At 73.1% G+C, this 2,012-nt stretch carries 1 protein-coding gene; it reads left to right on the top strand.

Annotation, left to right across the window (positions count from 1 at the left end; translation table 11 throughout):
- Positions 1 to 13: 13 nt before the first annotated feature.
- Positions 14 to 2,012: type I polyketide synthase (locus POF73_RS45620; RefSeq protein ID WP_272125442.1), on the top strand; the 1,999-nt coding region annotated here is incomplete at its 3' end.

Here is a 2,012-nt window from a genome sequence, read left to right as displayed (position 1 = left end):
GGCCGTGGAGCTGTTGACGGACGAGCGGGACTGGCTGAGGGAGGATGACCGGCCGCGCCGTGCCGCCGTGTCCGCCTTTGGTGTGAGCGGCACCAACGCCCACGCGGTCCTCGAGGAAGCACCCCGCGAGGAGGCCCCCGAGAACCCCGAGGCACTCGCCGACGACGACTCCGCGCCCGCCGCTACTCCCGCATCGCAGGACAGGGCACCCCGGGTGCTGCCCTGGGTCCTGTCCGCCCGTACCCCCGAGGCCCTGCCTGTCCAGGCCGCGCGTCTCCTCGCGCACCTGAGGGAGCACCCCGGCGACACCCCTCTCGACCTCGCCTGGTCGCTGGCCGCGCACCGATCGGCGCTGCCGTACCGGGCCGCCGTCATCGGCGCCGGTCGCGCCGAACTCGTCGAGGCCCTCACCACGTTCGCAGGCGGCGACAGCGCCGACCGCATCGTCACCGGCACCGCCCAGCCCGACGGCCGTACCGCGTTCCTCTTCGCGGGGCAGGGCTCCCAACGGCTCGGCATGGGGCGGGAGTTGTACGCCACGTACCCCGTCTTCGCCGCCGCCGTCGACGCGGTCGACGCGGAGCTGCCGTTCGGTCTGCGGGAGGTCGTGTTCGGTGCGGACGCGGACCTGCTGAACCGTACGGAGTACGCCCAGCCCGCCCTGTTCGCGCTGGAAGTGGCGCTGTTCCGGCTGCTGGAGTCGTGGGGTGTCCGGCCGGATGTACTGGCCGGGCATTCCATCGGTGAGCTGGCCGCCGCGCACCTGGCCGGTGTGTGGTCGCTGGCGGACGCGTGCCGTCTGGTGATGGCGCGGGGCCGGTTGATGCAGGCGCTCCCGGCCGGCGGCGCGATGGTCGCGCTCCAGGCGTCCGAGGACGAGGTGCTGCCCCTGCTCGATGACCGGGCGGGCATCGCCGCCGTCAACGGCCCGCAGTCGGTGGTGATTTCGGGTGCGGCGGAGGCTGTCGACGAGATCGCGGACCGTTTCCGCGCCCAGGACCGCAAGGTGACGGCGCTGCGGGTGAGCCATGCCTTCCACTCCCCGCTGATGGAGCCGATGCTCGACGACTTTCGGGAAGTGGCCGAGAGCCTGGAGTACGCGGAACCGACACTCCCGATCGTCTCCACCCTCACGGGCACGACCGCCACCGCCGAGGAACTGCGCTCCCCGCAGTACTGGGTGCGGCACGTCCGGGACACGGTCCGCTTCGCCGATGCCGTACGCACCCTCGCCGCGCGCGGTACCACCCGCTACCTCGAACTCGGGCCCGACGGCACCCTCACCGCGCTGGCCCAAGCCTGCCCGGAGGCCGTCGCCGCAGGCGACACCGCCGGCGGCACTCTGTTCTCACCGACCCTGCGCAAGGACCGGAACGAGCCCGTCAGCGCGGTCACGGCACTGACCCGCCTGCACACCCACGGCGCCACGGTCACCTGGGAGGCCGTCCTCCCCGAGGGACGCCGGGTCGAGCTGCCCACGTACGCCTTCCAGCACCAGCGCTACTGGCTGGCGGACCAGAGCCGCCCCGCCGCACGCAGCGGTGTCAACGGCGAGCAGTCGACCGGTGGCTCCGCCGAGACCGAGTTCTGGAACGCCGTCGAGCGTGGTGAGCTCGGCTCCCTGGCCGAGTCGCTGGGGCTCGCCGAGGAGTCCCTGAACGGCCTCGTCCCGGCCCTGTCGTCCTGGCGGCGCCGTAGCCAGGAACGCTCCCGGGCGGACCAGTGGCTCTACCGGACGCACTGGAAGCCGCTCGACCCGTCGTCCGCCACCGTGCTCTCCGGCCGCTGGATCGCTCTCCTCCCCGAGAGCGCGGCTCACGACGCCGACACCGACACCATCACGGCCGAACTCACCGCGCGCGGCGCCGACCCCGTGGTCGTCGAGCTCCCCGCCGCACCTGAACGTGCCTCCCTCGCACGGCAGTTGGAGGCCCATTCCGGCGACGGAGTCTCCGGGGTCGTTCTCGTCACCGGTGCCCTGGATGACGCCGCACAGGCGTGCGGCGCGGTCA

The sequence above is a fragment of the Streptomyces sp. HD genome (assembly GCF_028369295.1).
Classification (GTDB): domain Bacteria; phylum Actinomycetota; class Actinomycetes; order Streptomycetales; family Streptomycetaceae; genus Streptomyces.
This window is presented reverse-complemented; position numbering and strand designations above follow the sequence as displayed.